General features: G+C 64.7%; 15 protein-coding genes and 1 riboswitch. Of the genes, 7 read left to right on the plus strand and 8 right to left on the minus strand.

The features are described 5' to 3' along the window. Nucleotide 1: 1 nt before the first annotated feature. On the plus strand, nt 2–784 hold the full coding sequence (locus NKH80_RS20915) for a cobalt-precorrin-6A reductase (RefSeq protein ID WP_352703623.1): 783 nt from the start codon (nt 2–4) through the stop codon (nt 782–784). Here the strand turns inward: NKH80_RS20915 and NKH80_RS20920 are convergent. The 8 genes from NKH80_RS20920 to NKH80_RS20955 form a co-directional block, all read right to left on the minus strand. Further along, on the minus strand, nt 748–1,512 hold the full coding sequence (locus tag NKH80_RS20920; RefSeq protein ID WP_352691656.1) for a precorrin-3B C(17)-methyltransferase: 765 nt from the start codon (nt 1,510–1,512) through the stop codon (nt 748–750). The two genes, NKH80_RS20915 and NKH80_RS20920, sit on opposite strands and share 37 nt — an antisense overlap. Further along, a complete protein-coding gene (locus tag NKH80_RS20925; RefSeq protein ID WP_352691658.1) occupies nt 1,509–2,267 on the minus strand; it encodes a precorrin-2 C(20)-methyltransferase in 759 nt (252 codons plus the stop codon). Before NKH80_RS20925 ends, NKH80_RS20920 begins: the two co-directional genes overlap by 4 nt. After that, complete coding sequence (locus NKH80_RS20930; protein WP_352691660.1) at nt 2,264–2,896, minus strand: precorrin-8X methylmutase; 633 nt, start codon at nt 2,894–2,896, stop codon at nt 2,264–2,266. Before NKH80_RS20930 ends, NKH80_RS20925 begins: the two co-directional genes overlap by 4 nt. A gap of 2 nt (nt 2,897–2,898) precedes the next feature. After that, nucleotides 2,899–4,389: a precorrin-3B synthase gene (gene cobG, locus NKH80_RS20935; protein WP_352993238.1), complete on the minus strand. Its 1,491-nt coding sequence runs from the start codon at nt 4,387–4,389 to the stop codon at nt 2,899–2,901. Beyond that, on the minus strand, nt 4,386–8,042 hold the full coding sequence (locus NKH80_RS20940) for a cobaltochelatase subunit CobN (RefSeq protein WP_352738736.1): 3,657 nt from the start codon (nt 8,040–8,042) through the stop codon (nt 4,386–4,388). The genes cobG and NKH80_RS20940 overlap by 4 nt, the downstream gene beginning before the upstream one ends. 18 nt (nt 8,043–8,060) lie before the next feature. Next, on the minus strand, nt 8,061–9,101 hold the full coding sequence (cobW, locus tag NKH80_RS20945; protein ID WP_352993240.1) for a cobalamin biosynthesis protein CobW: 1,041 nt from the start codon (nt 9,099–9,101) through the stop codon (nt 8,061–8,063). Continuing rightward, the gene (locus NKH80_RS20950) at nt 9,098–9,532 is read right to left on the minus strand and encodes a DUF1636 family protein (protein WP_352821509.1); all 435 of its coding nucleotides are present in this window, start codon (nt 9,530–9,532) and stop codon (nt 9,098–9,100) included. Before NKH80_RS20950 ends, cobW begins: the two co-directional genes overlap by 4 nt. A gap of 38 nt (nt 9,533–9,570) precedes the next feature. After that, a riboswitch (cobalamin riboswitch) is annotated at nt 9,571–9,774 on the minus strand. A gap of 29 nt (nt 9,775–9,803) precedes the next feature. Beyond that, entirely contained in the window at nt 9,804–11,003 is a 1,200-nt protein-coding gene (locus NKH80_RS20955) for a winged helix-turn-helix domain-containing protein (RefSeq protein WP_352738731.1), read from the minus strand. 336 nt (nt 11,004–11,339) lie between these two features. On the opposite strand from NKH80_RS20955, the gene NKH80_RS20960 reads away from it, so the two are divergent. Genes NKH80_RS20960 through nuoE form a run of 6 tightly spaced genes read left to right on the plus strand, consistent with a single transcriptional unit; the run spans nt 11,340 to nt 15,687 of the window. Beyond that, entirely contained in the window at nt 11,340–11,705 is a 366-nt protein-coding gene (locus tag NKH80_RS20960) for an NADH-quinone oxidoreductase subunit A (protein WP_023720750.1), read from the plus strand. Next, nucleotides 11,696–12,277 carry a NuoB/complex I 20 kDa subunit family protein gene (locus NKH80_RS20965; RefSeq protein ID WP_023670824.1) on the plus strand — a complete coding sequence of 194 codons (582 nt, stop codon included), beginning with the start codon at nt 11,696–11,698 and terminating at the stop codon, nt 12,275–12,277. Before NKH80_RS20960 ends, NKH80_RS20965 begins: the two co-directional genes overlap by 10 nt. Nucleotides 12,278–12,283: 6 nt before the next feature. After that, complete coding sequence (locus NKH80_RS20970; RefSeq protein ID WP_352993243.1) at nt 12,284–12,823, plus strand: hypothetical protein; 540 nt, start codon at nt 12,284–12,286, stop codon at nt 12,821–12,823. Next, nucleotides 12,820–13,425: an NADH-quinone oxidoreductase subunit C gene (locus NKH80_RS20975; protein ID WP_352993245.1), complete on the plus strand. Its 606-nt coding sequence runs from the start codon at nt 12,820–12,822 to the stop codon at nt 13,423–13,425. Before NKH80_RS20970 ends, NKH80_RS20975 begins: the two co-directional genes overlap by 4 nt. Before the next feature lie 9 nt (nt 13,426–13,434). Then, the gene (locus NKH80_RS20980) at nt 13,435–14,625 is read left to right on the plus strand and encodes an NADH-quinone oxidoreductase subunit D (RefSeq protein WP_352738727.1); all 1,191 of its coding nucleotides are present in this window, start codon (nt 13,435–13,437) and stop codon (nt 14,623–14,625) included. Continuing rightward, nucleotides 14,626–15,687, plus strand: a complete 1,062-nt coding sequence (gene nuoE / locus NKH80_RS20985) for an NADH-quinone oxidoreductase subunit NuoE (RefSeq protein ID WP_352993247.1) — start codon at nt 14,626–14,628, stop codon at nt 15,685–15,687. It begins immediately after the preceding gene.

A 15,687-nucleotide genomic window follows, 5' to 3' on the forward strand; every position in this document is an offset into this window, starting at 1 on the left:
AATGACCCACCGCATTCTGATCCTCGGCGGAACCACCGAAGCACGGCAACTGGCCGGCAAGCTTGCCGCGCGCGCGGATATTTCGGTCATGCTGTCGCTGGCCGGTCGTACCGAAAACCCGGCCGCGCAGGGGGTGCCGGTGCGGGTCGGCGGCTTCGGCGGTGCCGGCGGGCTGGCGGCGTATCTCCGCCAGAACAAGATCGACCTGCTGATTGACGCCACGCATCCCTATGCGGCGCAAATCTCCGCCAATGCGGCGGAAGCAGCGCGCATGACCGGCGTGCCTATCGTTGCGCTCAGGCGTCCCGGATGGGAGGCGGTCGAAGGTGATCGCTGGACGTTGGTCGACACCGTTGCCAGCGCGGTGACGGCTTTGGGATCGGTGCCGCGCCGTGTGTTCCTGGCGCTCGGGCGGCAGGAGGTCGCTGCCTTCGAGGCAGCTCCCCGGCATCATTATCTCATTCGCAGTGTCGACCCGGTCGAGCCCAGGCTCGCTGTGCCCGACGCGGCCTATCTCTTGGCGCGCGGGCCGTTTCATGAGGTCGATGAGCGCGCGCTGCTCGAAAGCCGTGGCATCGAAGTCGTTGTTTCCAAAAACAGCGGCGGCGAGGCGACCTACGGCAAGATCGCGGCGGCGCGGGCGCTCGGTGTCGAGGTGATCATGATCCGTAGGCCGGCGTTGCCGGACGTTACGTCGGCCGAAACCATCGAATCGCTTGCCGCTATGGTCGATCATTTTCTGGTCGGTCATGTTCTTGGGCCCGCTGCCGAACGCGGCGTGTAGACCAGCGCGGCCTTGTCACGCCGCTTGATGATCCTGGTTTCCGGCGAGCCGATGATGATGCAGGTGGCCATGTCAGCCTTCGCGGCATCGGCGTCGGCCAGCAGAAAAACCTCGATGCGCTCGTCGGGACGGCCGGCGGCACGGCCAAAGATCACCGGCGTGGTGCCGGGCAGGATCGCCGTCAGGCATTCGAACGCGCGGCCAAGCTGCCAGGGGCGTGCCTTGCTGATCGGATTGTAGAGCGCGATGACGAAGCCGGCGCCCGCCGCCGCAAGTAGGCGCAGCTCGATCAAATCCCACGGCTTCAGATTGTCGGACAACGAGATGGCGCAGAAATCATGGCCGAGCGGCGCGCCGATGCGGGCGGCGACGGCGAGCATGGCGGTAATGCCGGGCACGATAGCGATGTCGACCGTGCGCCATTCGGGTGGGCCCGCCTCGATCGCCTCGCAGACGGCCGCCGCCATGGCGAAGACGCCGGGATCGCCGCCCGACACGACGGCGACATCGTGGCCTTCCGCAGCCTTCAGCAGCGCGTCCCTGGCGCGCGCGAGTTCCTCGCGATTATCGGAAGCGACGCGGGTCTGCTCGGGGCGCAGATCTAGCCGGTCGAGATAAGGCTTGTAGCCATAGAAGAATTTTGCCTCGCCAACGGCGCGGCTGGCTTCCGGCGTCACCTGGTCGGCGTTGCCGGGCCCGAGGCCGATGACGGTGAGGCGGCCGCTCATGCTTCGGCTCTCAATGCGCTTGGCCGGCCCGACCAGCCGGCCACCAGAACGATGGCGAAATAGGGCGCCTGGTCGTCCTTTTTATCGGCCAGCCGCATCGAGACGCCGCCCGGCATGGTGCCGCGCTCGACGTAGACGGCCCGCGCCAGTTTGTCGGTTGCCTCCAGCGCGCGCCTGATCTTGGGCAGGTTGCGGCCGACCTTCATGATCACCGCAGCGTCGGTGTCGGCGAGGCGACGCGTCAGCTCGAATTCGCTCATCGTGCCCGGCAGCACCGTCAGCACGTCGTCGCCCTGGACGATCGGCAGGCCGGTCGCCGACCAGCAGCCGGACATGGCGGTGACGCCCGGGATGACTTCGGTCGGAAAGCGGTGCGCCAGCCGGACATGAAGATGCATGTAGGAGCCGTAGAAAAGCGGGTCGCCCTCCGAGAGCACCGCGACCATCCTGCCGGCGCTGAGGTGCTCGGCGACCTTTTCGGCCGATTGCTCATAGAAATCGGTGATCTGCGAGCGGTAATCGCTGTGATCCTTGTCGATTTCGGTTGTCACCGGATAGAGCAGCGGCAGTTCAATCAAATCGGGGCGAAAATGGGCACCGACGATGGCGCGCGCATTGCTGTTGTTGCCGCGCTTGGCGAAATGCGCAACGACATCGGCCTCGGCCAGCGCACGCACCGCCTTCAGCGTCAGCAGGTCGGGGTCGCCGGGACCGGTGCCGACGCCGACCAGTCGACCTTTTGCGATCACGTTCATAGGCCCGGCCTCGCCAATGCATTGAGGGCGGCGGCGGTCATGGCGCTGCCGCCCAGCCGGCCGCGCACGATGGCGTAAGGCACGCCATAGCAATTTTCGGCCAGCGCATCTTTCGATTCGGCGGCACCGACAAACCCGACCGGCATGCCGATAATCGCCGCCGGCCTCGGCGCGCCGTCGCGCAGCTTTTCCAGCAGATAAAACAGGGCGGTCGGCGCATTGCCGATGGCGACGACCGAACCGGCCATGCGCTCGCCCCACAGGTCGATCGCCGCGGCCGAGCGGGTGTTGCCGATCTTTTTCGCGATGTCGGCGGTCCGCGGATCGCGCAGCGTGCAGATTACCTCGTTGCCGGCAGGCAGCCGGGCGCGCGTGACGCCGTGCGAGACCATCTGCGCGTCGCAGAAGATCGGCGCGCCGGCGCCCAACGCTGTGCGCGCGGCGGCGACGAAATCGGTCGAGAAAACGAAGTGCCGCGCGGCCTCGACCTGGCCGCATGCATGGATCATGCGGATAGCGACGTCGGCCTCGGCTTCGGAAAAGCGCGACAGGTCGGCCTCGGCGCGGATGATGGCGAAGGAGCGCTCATAGATCGCCGTGCCGTCATGGATGTAGTCGTAGGCGGTCATGTTCATTCCTGTCGGTAAGCTTTGACGACGCCCGCCGTGCCGAGCCTCGCTAGGCAGGCGGCAGCGGTTTCGCCGGGATGTCTTGCGCTGCGGATCGCCGCTGCAACGCGGCCGATGCCGTGCGCGGCGTCGTAGCCCGGCCTGTATCCGGCGGGCAATGCCTTTGCCGTCCCGTCCACGACAAGCCCGGCTCCGTTTTCGCCACCGACCAGGGTCAGCTTCGCCGGACCGGGATGGGCGCAGCCCTTGGCGCAGCCGGAGATGTGCAGCGTCAGCGAGGAATCGAGGATGTCGCGGTTTTCTGTAGCGATGATCTCGGCGATGTCGCGGGTAGCGATGCGGCCGGAGGCACAGGCGGGTGCGCCAGGGCAGGCGGCGATTTTCGTGCGCGGATCGGCTGCGTCGGTGACAAAGCCGAGGGTTGCGGCGGCTTGGTGCAGCTGGGGCCAGGCGGCCGGTGGCAGGCCGATGAAAAGCAGCGCGCGGCTTGGAGCGAGACCGATTTCGGTGACGCCCAGGGCGATGGCTTCTTGCGTGAGGCCGATGAGTTTTTGCGCGGGCATGCTGCCGAAGGGCAGGCCGATGCCGAGGGCACGGCCGTTGCTCAGGTTGAAGATACCAATGGGCGGGCGAAAGCGTTCGGCGGCGCCCCCCTCTGTCCTGCCGGACATCTCCCCCTCTAGGGGGGAGATTGCGCCTTGGTCTCCGCCTTCGCTAATCGCCGAAGTCGCGCCGAATACCGAGGCAGCAGAAGTACGGCCGTCGGCGGAACTGCCGATCTCCCCCCTAGAGGGGGAGATGTCCGGCAGGACAGAGGGGGGCGCGAAGGAATGCCAGCTTGCGAGTGATCTACGCTGCCGTTCCGTCAAATCCCTTGCATGAGCTTCGCGGCCTTTTTCGGCGACCATCCTGAGAATCGCGACGGCGATATCACGGGCAGCATCTTTCTCGATCATGGCGAGAGGCCTGACATTCTGCCCGTCACCAGCAACAGCTATCCGCCAGCCGACGCCCGCGTCGGTTCTGATCGCAGCCAGTCGTACATCGGCCACTACCGCATCCATCGTCAGTTGCCCGCCGCCGTCGATGACGACTGAAACCTTCGGACCGAGCCTTGCCGTCAGACCAGCCTCTTCAATCGCCACCCGAATCCGCTCCGCCATCGGGCGCGGGTCGGCTATCTCCTCCGGGGCGAGCCCGGCCAGTGGGCCGGTCTCGACCGGCACGCCGGTGCGCACGGCGATGCCGAGCGCATCGACCTCCATCGCCAGTAGCCGGGCGCTTTCGTGCGTCAGGCCGCGTATCTGCAGGCCGCCGCGGGCGGTCACTTCCATGATGCCGTTGCCATGGCGCAAGGCGGATTCGCAGAGTCCGATCAACGACTTCGGCAACAGTCCTCCAGCGACCGGATTGAGCCGCACCAGCAGCCCGTCGCCGGTTTGCATCGGCGCGGACAAGGCAGGGCAGGCGCCACGGCGCGAGAAAGCGTTCATGCCGCCACTCCCAGAGCTTGCGCTTCGGCAATCAGTGCGGCGAGATCGTTATCGATCGAGTTGCGCAGCGGATGCCAGAGCCCGCGCCGCCGTGCTGACAGCAAACGCTCGGCAATCACCTTCGCCGCCGCCGGGTTCTCGCGCAGGATGAAGGCGCGCACCACGGGGTCGCCGAGATAGGCGTCGTGCACGGCCTCGATCAGCGTGCCTGATATGGCATGGGTAGTCTCGGCAAAGCCGACCAGCCGGTCGACCGTCTCGGCGAATTCCGAGGCGCCGCGCGGCCCGTGCCGCATCTGGCCGGCGATGAAGCGCGGGTTGACCGCGCGGGCGCGAACTACCCGGGATACGGCCTCACCAACCGAGCGCGGCTTGGGCTTTTGCGGGTCCGTGGTGTCGAGCACGATCACGTCGGCGTTCTTGCCGAGCGCGGCAAGCGCTGCCGAAAAGCCGCCGATAAAGGCGACGTCGGCCGAGCCTTCGAGGATGTCGCGGCCGGGGTCGTCGCCGGTATGAACCAGAAGGTCGGCCTCAGCGATGCGACCCTCAAACGCGCCAGGCGCCGAAATGCCTTCGCCCTCGGCGCCGCCATAGGCATGCGAAGTGGCGTCGAGATAGGCGCGGCCGATCTCTTCGCGCGCCGACCAGTCGCCGCTCGACAACATGTCCTCGACGCCGGCGCCGTAAGTGCCGGGCGAAGTGCCGAAAATGCGCGGGCTGATCTTGCCGTCGATGCGGGTCCTGGCCGCCAGCGGGTTTTCCGAATCGTGCTCGTCGCGGGTCGCCACGGCGTTGGCCGCGGCGTCGATCAGCGCGATCTGGGTCGGGAACATATCGCGGAACAGGCCCGATATGCGCCAGGTGACGTCGACGCGCGGGCGGCCGAGCGTTGCCGGCGGCAGCACCTCGATGCCGGTGATGCGGCCGGTGGCTGAATCCCATTGCGGCCGGCAGCCCATCAGCGCCAGGCCTTGCGCGATCTCCTCGCCGCCGGTGCGCAGCGAGGCCGACCCCCAGAGGTCGATGACCAGCGAGCGCGGCCAGTCGCCATGCGATTGCATGTAGTTGCGGACGACTTCTTCCGCTGCCGCCTTACCCAGATCATAGGCGGTCGGCGTCGGCATGGTGCGCGGGTCGGCGGTAAACAAATTGCGGCCGGTGGGCAGCACATCGCTCCGGCCACGCGCCGGCGCGCCGGCCGGACCGGCAGCGACGTGGCGGCCGTCGAGGGCGGCAAGCAGCGCGGTTTTTTCAGCTGCCGCACTTTGCCGCCGTACCGGATCAGCTTCGCCTTCCGGCGAGCGGCCGTAAATGTGCAGGCCGTCCTTGATGGCGAAATCCTTGAGATCGCAGAGCCAGGCGTCGATGCGGCGCAAAGCCTCGTCGGCTGCGTCGGTCCTGGCGACACCAGCCTCTGAGGCGAGGCCGGTCTTTTCCGCCGTTTCGACTATCAGCTTCGCCAGGCGGTCGCGGCGGCGGCGGTCGAGCCCGTCGGCCTGGGCATATTCGTCGACCAGTCGTTCGAGCCTGTGCTGGTTTTCGTCCAGCCCGGCGCCGGTCAGCGGCGGCGGCAGATGGCCAAGCGTGACGGCGGCAACGCGCCGCTTGGCTTGCGCTGCCTCGCCGGGGTTGGAGACGATGAAGGGGTAGACGACGGGCAGGGCGCCGGTGACGATTTCGGGAAAGCAGTTTTCGCTGAGCGCAACGGTCTTGCCGGGCAGCCATTCCAACGTGCCGTGGGCGCCGACATGGACAATTGCATGGATGCCGAGCGACTGGCGCAGCCAGAGGCCAAAGGCGACCAGCGCATGGCGCGGCGGCAATGTCGGGTCGTGATAGTCGGCGCGGCGGTCGACTGAGCGCCCGCGATCGGGGGCGAGCGCCACGGTGATGTTGCCGAACGTGGCCGTGCGGAAGCGGAATTTGGCGACGGCAGGCGCTTGAACACCCCCCTCTGTCCTGCCGGACATCTCCCCCGCAAGGGGGGAGGTTGCGCTCTCATTGCCGGTTTCGCCAATCACTGAGGTTGCAGAACGGGTGCCGTCGGCGAAACGGCCAATCTCCCCCCTTGAGGGGGAGATGTCCGGCAGGACAGAGGGGGGCGCCTCGCGCGAACCTGTCTCATCTTCCGCCTTACCCCATGCCGCCTCCACGGCAGCGAGTGCCGCAGTCGGTAACTCTGCAGAAAGAGCGAGATAATCGTCCAGTCTCAGCCCACCATTGCCCCGTTCCAGCAAATCCAACAACTCCCTTGGCGTTTGCGGAATCCTTTCAACGGCGTAGCCCTGTTCGCTCAGGTCGTGCAGCATTGCCAGCACGCTGGACGGCACGTCGAGGCCGACGGCGTAGCCGGTGCGACCGGGGGCGCTCGGATAGTCGGGGATCAGGATGGCGAGCTTGCGTTCCGCGCGCGGCGTCCGCTGCAGGCGCACGAATGCCTCGATACGGTTCGCCACTTGCGCGACGCGGTCGGGCTCTGGCCGGTTGGCGAAGGCGCGGAAGGCCAATGCAGGATCGGTTTCGCTTTCGCCCTTGAAGGAAATGGCGCCGGCCAGGATGCGGCCGTCGAGCTCGGGCAGGACGACATGCATAACAAGGTCGGCCGGCGCCAGGCCGCGCTGATTGGTTTGCCAGATGTCGCGGCGGGTGGTTGCGACGATGACCTGGAACACCGGCACGCCGGCGCGGTCGAACAGGGTTTCAACGCCCGGCTCGGCCCCGGAGGCGAAAGCTGTGGCAGTGATGATGGCGGCAGGCTTCAGCGTTGCAAGCGCGGTTTCAACAAAGGCGAGTGAGGCCGGGTCCTTGAGGCTGGAGACGAAGATAGGCACGGGAGCCATGCCGCGCGCGCTCAGCGCTTCGAAAAGTGCGTCGATGGGCGCGACGTCGGCGGCGAGCAGCATCGAACGGTAGAAGAGAATTGGCACGACGTCCCCATCCCCCTCGAGGGGAGGGTGGCCCGAAGGGCCGGGTGGGGTCGTTGCGGCAGTGCTCGACATTTTTTTCTGTCGGCGCGCTTCAAAGTGTTGGCACGCTTCGGAGAGGACACCACCCTCGGCCTTCGGCCGGACCCTCCCCTCGAGGGGGAGGGGGACGACCCCCAGCCCCGGCTCGTAAAATCCCGCCTTTGGCACGCTAACAGGTTCGGCTACCGCCGCACCCGATCCAGCGAGACTTGCCAGCCTCTGCACCAGCGCCGTCATATTTGCCGGCCCGCCCTCGCGAAAATAGCCCAGCAGGGCGTCCAACTCCTCGCGCGGCAGCGTCGAGCCTTCGATCAGTCGCAAATCCTCGTCGTGGCTCTCGCCCGGTAGGAGCGCCAGCTTGATACCGCGATTTCGCGCGATAACGGCGAGCTGGTCGCAGCCATAGCGCCACCACTCGTAGCCGCCGAGAATGCGGACCAGAATGACCTTGGCGTGGCGGGCGACGCTCTCGGTCCAGAGGTCGACGGACATCGGATGGCGCAGGTCGCGCAAGGCGGCGAGCCGCATCGAGGGCAGGCGGTCCGCATCCGCCTTCCACGCCGCCGCCAGCCCGGCCAGGTCGCTGTCGGTGAAGGACAGGGCCACGACATCCGCAGGCGTTTGCCTGAGATCGACAGGCTCGGCGAGATCGTCGAGCGAGGCGGATGTGGTGGTGAGGATGTGCATCGCGGCTCGTACCTGGGGTCAGCCGGCGAGGATACGCTCTATCGCCGGGCGGTTCAGCCCTTTCAGGCCGATGACGACAAGGCGCGAGCGGCGATCGTCTTCAGCCGTCCAGGCGCGGTCGTAATAATGGTTGACGCGCGGGCCGACGGCCTGCAGCAGGAGCCGCATCGGCTTGCCGCCAACCTCGACGAAGCCCTTGACGCGCAACACGTTTTCCTCCGCCGCCGCCGTGGCGACGCGTTGTGCGAGCTCGTCCGGGTTGGACACGGACGCGATGTCGATGACGAACGAGTCAAAATCGTCATGTTCGTGGTCGAGCTCGTCGTCGTGATGGGTCTTGCGGTTCTCGATGTCGTCCTCGACGGCGAGGCCGAGGCCGAGCAGCACCGACGGATCGACCTTGCCTTGCGAAGTCGGCACGATCTTCACCGCCCGCGCAACATGCTTGCCGATGACGGCATTGGCACGGGCCGAGCCGGCTGCGTCCATCAGGTCGCTCTTCGACAGGATGATCAGGTCGGCGCAAGCGAGCTGGTCCTCGAATACTTCCTCGACCGGATCGTCGTGTTCGAGCGTCTCGTCCTGCGTGCGCTGCGCCTGCAGGGCGTCCATGTCGTTGGCGACGCGGCCATCAGCCAGCGCCGGTCCGTCGACGACGGCGATAACGCCATCGACGGTCACCCGGCTCTTGACCGACGGCCACTGGAAGGCCTGGACCAGCGGCTTGGGCAGGGCCAGCCCGGACGTCTCGATCAGGATATGGTCGACCCTCGGCATCAGCGACAGGATCTGGTCGAGCGCCGGGACGAAATCGTCGGCGACGGTGCAGCAGATGCAGCCATTGGCCAGCTCGACAATGTTTTCCTCGGGGCAGGTGTCGATGCCGCAGCCCTTCAGGATCTCGCCGTCGATGCCGATGTCGCCGAACTCGTTGACGATGATGGCCAGCCGCTTGCCTTTGGCGTTTTCGAGCAAATGGCGGATCAATGTCGTCTTGCCGGCGCCGAGAAAGCCGGTAACGATGGTGCAGGGGACGCGCGAAAGGGAGGCAGCGGTCATATCAAGTCCTTCAAAAGGTCGAGGGGAGGGATGCGGGCAACCAGACCGCGCTTCAGACAATCGGGACGGCCGCGCCACGGAATGAGCCCATCCGTCGAGGTGGCGAACAGCTTTGCGCCGGTCACGAGATCGGCGCCGCTGGTCGCGGTCAGGTCGCCGAAGACGTAACTCCAGCAGCCGCCGCGCAGCATGGCGGCGCTGAGCCGGCGCTTGCAATTGCCGAGGCATTCGACGGTGCGGATTTTGATGTTTTCGCCGGAAGCGGCGCGGCGCGTGTCCTCGGCGAGCAGTTCGCCGGCGCGGGGATGAGCGTCCGAACCGGTCTCGTCACGGCAGGAAGAGCAGACGATGACGGTAACGCCGGCCAGGGAATCGTCAGGGCCGGACAATAAATCCGCTGTCTCAGCCGAAAAACTGCTGTCGCGTTCCAAATCAGGCTCCTTGCCCGGAAAACCCGCCAGGCGATCGGATTCTTATGTCCTAGACGGCAGGTCTCCTGGCTCGCGGGTCATCGCCTTGGTGCCGCCTTCCCGGGAATATCCCAGTGGTTTTCGGCCTTGGCTCGTCGCTTACAGTTGCGGGGACAGCCGCGGATTTGAAATCGAGATTTCGCACCGCATTCCCTCTTGGCCCCTGCCGTTGCGGGCAGGGGACCGTCTGGAACGGATTTAGGCTTGTGGAGGCAGTCGTGTCAACGCACGTCTATGACGCGGCGATATCTGCGAGCGGCCGGCCAAGGTCGCCGGCAGCCGTCACCTCGATGCGCTCAAGCCCGAGCCAGCCCTGCATCTGCTTCAATTCCTCGAAGAGTTCGGCAGCGGTTTGTGGCGGGGCGCCGGGCTCCGCATAGGCGGCATGGACGCGCAATACGCCGGCCGGACGGTCGGCCCTGAGGTCGACGCGCCCGACGAGGCTGTCGCCGAGCAGGAACGGCAGCACATAATAGCCATACCGGCGCTTTTCGGCCGGCGTGTAGATCTCGATGCGGTAGTGGAAGTCGAACAATCGCTCGGTGCGCGACCGCTCGAAGACCACGGGATCGAACGGCGCAAGCAAGGCGCGCGCCTCGATCCTGCGCGGCAAACGGACGTTCTTGTGGAGATAGGCTGTTTTGCTCCAGCCGTCGACGCTCACCGGCAACAGCTCGCCAGCCTCGACCAGCTCCTCGATGCGGCCCTTAATATCGGCGGGCGAGAGGCGGAAATAGTCGCGCAGGTCGCCTGCCGTGGCGACGCCATGGGCGCGGGCGGAGATGCGCAGCAATTCGCGGTGGGCGTCCTCGGGGCAGGGAACCGGTAGAGCGAGTATCGCGGGCGGCAGTACGCGCTCCGGCAGATCGTAGAACCGTTCGAAGCCGCGGCGATGCGCGGTGGTGATGCGGCCGGCCCAGAACAGCCATTCGAAGGCGTGCTTGGCATGGCTCCAGCCCCACCAGCCGCCCGAACCCTTCTGGCCTTCGAAAGCCGACGCCGCGATCGGGCCTCGTTCGGCGACCTCGCGATAGATGTCTTCGATATAGGCGGCGTGCTCGCGGCCCCATTTGGCCAGTCCGCTGTACATTTCCTCGCCGCGCTCGGCCCGCTGCATGCGCCAGCGCATCAGCGGATAGGTCTCGACCGGCAGGAAGGAGGCTTCGTGCGCCCAATATTCAAAGACCATGCGCTTGCGCGTTATGGCGGCGTCGTCGAGCAGCGCCAGCTTGTAGGGGCCAAGCCGCGAATAGAGCGGCATGTAGTGGGCGCGCACCACGGCGCTGACGGAATCGATCTGCAGCAGGCCGGTACGGGCAAGCACGCGGGCCAGATGTCGGCGGTCGGGTGTACCGGCGGGTCGGGGGTCATTGAATCCCTGTGCCGCCAGCGCGATGCGGCGGGCCATGCGAAGTGAGATTTTTTCCTTCATCAATGCGGGTATCCTGATGATGCCGGACAGAGCAGAGAATCTGCGATTCCGCGCCATGCTAGCAGGGTTTTGGCGGCATCCATGTTAGGAGAGAAAAGTGGAGTGAAAAGTGAAAGAAATCAAACAGGAGCGGATCTGACCAGTTTTCCCGGATATGCCGCCCAGTACCGCGATTTGAACAAGGTTTGACTTGCTTCGCCGAAAGCGCTGCGCTAACCCTCGCCGCGTTGCAGCATAGAGCCCCCTTAAAACGGTTCAGTGGTTAAACTGTCACGCTTCCGCAAGTGGGTCCGGTGCTGTAATCAGAGTGGATTGGCCGCCAACGGAAACTGCAGCATGAACGCACTTTTAGGTTCGTACCTGCCCATCGTCCTGTTCATCGGCGTGGCGCTGGTGGTCGGGCTGGCGCTGCTTGCCGCACCCTTCCTAGTGGCCTACCGCAACCCCGATCCGGAAAAGCTTTCGGCCTATGAATGCGGCTTCAACTCGTTCGACGATGCGCGCATGAAGTTCGACATCCGCTTCTACCTGGTGTCGATCCTGTTCATCATCTTCGATCTGGAGGTAGCCTTCCTGTTTCCTTGGGCGGTGTCGTTCAGCCAGATCGGCATGCTCGGCTTCTGGTCGATGATGGTGTTTTTGGCGGTGCTGACCATCGGCTTTGCCTATGAATGGAAAAAAGGAGCGCTGGAATGGGATTGAACGACAGTTCCGGCACGCTCGTCGCGCCGAAGCCCAAGGGCCTCATCGACCCCAACACCGGCAGGCCGGTGGGGTCCGACGATCCGTTCTTCCTGGAGATCAACAACGAGCTCGCCGACAAGGGCTTTCTCGTCACCTCGACCGAGGCGCTGATCACCTGGGCGCGCAGCGGCTCGCTGATGTTCATGACCTTCGGTCTCGCCTGCTGCGCGGTCGAGATGATCCATACCTCGATGCCGCGCTATGACTCCGAGAGGTTCGGTGTCGCGCCGCGCGCGTCTCCGCGTCAGTCCGACATCATGATCGTTGCCGGCACGCTGACCAACAAGATGGCGCCGGCGCTGCGCAAGGTCTACGATCAGATGCCGGAGCCGCGCTACGTCATCTCGATGGGCTCCTGCGCCAACGGCGGCGGCTATTATCATTATTCCTATTCGGTGGTGCGCGGCTGCGACCGCATCGTGCCGGTCGACATCTACGTGCCCGGCTGCCCGCCGAGCGCCGAAGCGCTGCTCTACGGCATCCTTCTGCTGCAGAAGAAGATCCGCCGCACCGGCACGATCGAACGGTAAATCGCCATGGATGAAGATCGGATCATTTATGGCAACCCTGAGCCTTGGCTGGATTTGATGTTCAAAACGTTCGAGCAGCGATTTGTAAAGACGGACTCCGGTTCGACGTTTTATTCGTCGGCGCTTTCAACAGACACGAAATTTGGTGCTGCTGGTGTTGGTGTCGACATCCGATTGGATGACTGGGAAGCTGAGCCGACAAGCGACCCACGAATAGTCTTTTACCACGGCGACGTGAGACTGCGATCGCTTGGGGATCGAACCAAGAATCTGATTGCTGAAATGTCGGCTAAGTTTCCCTCCGCAGCGTCTGGCCAGGGAGCGCCTGCCGAAAAGCTGTTTGTGGAATGCGTTGCTCTAAATGGCGACCCCGCCAATCTGGAAACCCGGCAGTTTGTTGGAAAGCTGTCTTTTGGCGAGCCGGGTGACGACAATGAATGTCAGGTTTTTTTGACCATTGATGCCGCCAGGGAGAGCGGTTGGTTTGGCGAGAAAGATCCGGATGACTCGCACAAGGTTCTAGGCTGGTTGGCGAGGCTGTCATGACCCAGGCGTTGAATGACCTCTCTACCTATCTCGGCGAGAAGCTGATCGGCCGGATCGGCGAGGTGGTGTTTGCCTATGGCGAACTCACCATCTCGGTCGAACCGCGCGACCTGATCGAGGTAGTGACCTTCCTGCGCGACGACCCGAAATGCCAGTTCATCTCGATCATCGATGTCTGCGGCGCGGATTATCCGTCGCGGGCAAAGCGCTTCGACGTCGTCTATCATTTGCTGTCGCCGAGGCAGAATATCCGCATCCGCATCAAGGTCCAGGCCGACGAAGAGACGCTGGTGCCGTCAATCACCGGCATATATCCCGGCGCCGACTGGTTCGAACGCGAAACCTACGATCTCTATGGCGTGCTGTTTTCGGGTCATCCCGATCTGCGGCGGATTCTGACCGACTACGGCTTCGAAGGCCATCCGCTGCGCAAGGACTTTCCGCTGACCGGCTTCGTCGAGGTGCGTTACGACGACGAGGCCAAGCGCGTCATCTACGAGCCGGTCGAGCTCAAGCAGGAATTCCGCAATTTCGATTTTCTCAGCCCTTGGGAGGGGACGGATTACGTTCTTCCAGGCGACGAAAAAGCCAAGACGAATTGAGACGCCTCCATGGCTGAAACCTCCGTCCGCAACTTCAATATCAATTTCGGCCCGCAGCATCCGGCTGCGCACGGCGTTTTGCGCCTCGTGCTGGAGCTCGACGGCGAGGTCGTCGACCGGGTCGATCCGCATATCGGACTGTTGCATCGCGGCACGGAAAAGCTGATCGAGCACAAGACTTATCTGCAGGCGGTGCCTTATCTCGACCGGCTCGACTATTGCGCGCCGATGAACCAGGAGCATGCCTTTGCGCTCGCAGCCGAGCGGCTGCTCGGCATCGAGGTGCCGAAGCGCGGGCAGCTTATTCGAGTTCTCTACTCTGAGATCGGCCGCATCATGTCGCACATCCTCAATGTGACGACGCAGGCGATGGATGTCGGCGCGCTGACGCCGCCGCTGTGGGGCTTCGTCGAGCGCGAAAAGCTGATGGTGTTCTATGAGCGTGCCAGTGGCTCGCGCATGCATGCGGCCTATTTCCGGCCGGGCGGTGTGCATCAGGACCTGCCGAAGAAGCTGATCGAGGACATCGGCAAGTGGATCGACCCGTTCCTGAAGTCGATCGACGACCTTGACGCGCTTTTGACCGGCAATCGCATCTTCAAGCAGCGAAATGTCGACATTGCCACCGTCTCCCTGGCGGACGCCTGGGCCTGGGGTTTTTCAGGCGTCATGGTGCGCGGCTCGGGTGCGCCGTGGGACCTGCGCAAATCGCAACCCTACGAATGCTATGCCGAGCTGGATTTCGACATTCCGGTCGGCAAGAACGGCGACTGTTTCGACCGTTATCTGGTGCGCATGGAAGAGATGCGGCAGTCGGCGAAAATCATGCGCCAGTGCGTCGACCTGTTGCTCGGCAAGGAGGGCGGCGGGCCGGTGTCGAACCTCGACGGCAAGGTGGTGCCGCCGAAGCGCGCGGCGATGAAGCGCTCGATGGAAGCGCTGATCCATCACTTCAAGCTCTACACCGAAGGCTACCGCGTTCCGGCCGGCGAGGTCTATGCCGCGGTCGAGGCTCCGAAGGGCGAGTTCGGCGTCTATCTCGTCTCCGACGGCACCAACAAGCCCTACCGCTGCAAGCTGCGCGCGCCGGGCTTTGCGCATCTGCAAGCCATGGACTTTTTGTGCCGCGGCCACATGTTGGCCGACGTCACCGCCGTTCTCGGCTCCCTCGACATCGTGTTTGGTGAGGTCGATCGCTAAATGTCAGTCCGCCGTCTCGCAGAAGCCAGCCTCCAGCCAGCCTCCTTCGCCTTCAACCGGGCGAATGCGGCAGCGGCGAAGCAGTGGATCAAGAAATATCCGAAGGGGCGCGAGCAATCCGCGATCATTCCCTTGCTCATGCTGGCGCAGGAGCAGGAAGGCTGGGTGACCAAGGCGGCGATCGAGGCGATCTCCGACATGCTCGGCATGCCCTATATCAGAGGGCTGGAAGTCGCCACATTCTATACGCAATACCAGCTCAATCCGGTTGGCAGCCGCGCCCATATCCAGGTCTGCGGCACCACGCCCTGCATGCTGCGCGGCTCGGAAGCGCTGATGGATGTGTGCCGCTCGAAGATCCATCACGACCAGTTCCACACCAACGACAAGGGCACGCTGTCGTGGGAGGAGGTCGAGTGCCTCGGCGCCTGCGTCAACGCGCCGATGGTGATGATATTCAAGGACACCTATGAGGATTTGACGCCGGAGCGGCTTGCCGAGATCATCGACCTTTATGACGCAGGCAAGGGCACCACGGTGAAATCGGGACCGCAAAACGGCCGCATCACCTCTGAGCCGGCCAGTGGCCTGACGACCCTTAAGAGTGAAAAGGCGATCCTCAAGGCGACCCGCGACCGGGAAACCAGGGCCGCGACCAAGGCCGCCAAGGAAGCAGCGCCGGCAGCTGATGTCGCAGCGCCGGTTCCGCCTGCTGCCGCGCCTGCACCGGCGCCAGTTGCGCCCTCGAATGCCAGCAAGCCGAAGACCGATGCGGTCGAGACCAGCTCGGCGCTGAAATCGCCGTCGGCGACAAAAGTCGCGCCGGCGGCGGAGAAGGCGGCGAGCGTTGCAGCGCCTCTGCATTCGGCCGCCAATGCCAACAAAGCCGAGCCGCAGGTCGAGGACGTCTCGAAACAGCGCAAAGGCTCCAAGAACAAGGCCGAGCCGGCGTCTGCTTTCAAAGCGCCTGAGGCCAAGGTTAAACCGGCGAAGGCTGCCGCCGAAGCGGCCAAGCCGTCGCCCGGAAACGGGAGCCGGCCGACCGGCAAGAAGCCGGTCTGA

The organism is Mesorhizobium sp. M0904 (assembly GCF_040319475.1).
Taxonomy (GTDB): domain Bacteria; phylum Pseudomonadota; class Alphaproteobacteria; order Rhizobiales; family Rhizobiaceae; genus Mesorhizobium.